At 45.1% G+C, this 495-nt stretch carries 1 pseudogene; it reads right to left on the minus strand.

Going from position 1 to position 495, the window contains the following annotated elements:
* A pseudogene (locus tag ACTHUM_RS19005) lies at nt 1-355 on the minus strand (hypothetical protein); the annotation flags it as partial.
* Nucleotides 356-495: the final 140 nt, after the last annotated feature.

A 495-nucleotide genomic window follows, 5' to 3' on the forward strand; every position in this document is an offset into this window, starting at 1 on the left:
TGCCGTTTTTGACCGGAAGACCGACAAACAGTTTTACGCCGCGAGGAATGAACGTAGTGTCCCGCCACTGAGTTTGGCCCTCTTTCGGCGGTTTGGTTTCTGCCGCCACCGAATAAGTGCGGCCCATAATCATCAATTTATGACCTGGAATTTTTTTCGAACCGAATCCATCGGTAATGTCTTCGACCAGTTGCGGCGCAGTCAGGGTTTCGTTTGCCAAAATACGGGCTGAAGTTTCTGCCAAATGGGCAGGCTTGCCGTCTATGGTCAATGCCTGTTCATGGCCGAAATCAGATGCAAATGTAGGTATAGCGGTCAGTGCGGCGGCCAATGCCAGAATACGGATGGTTTTCATTGCAGACTCCTGATAAAAATGTAATTGGGTTGATTACCCGATAAAATCCGGGCGATATTGATAGGAGTCGATATTTTTATATAAATGATACAGATTATCAAGAATATTTGTATTTTAAAATAAAAAAGGCCGTCTGAAAC

The sequence above is a fragment of the Neisseria sp. P0021.S006 genome, assembly GCF_051956895.1.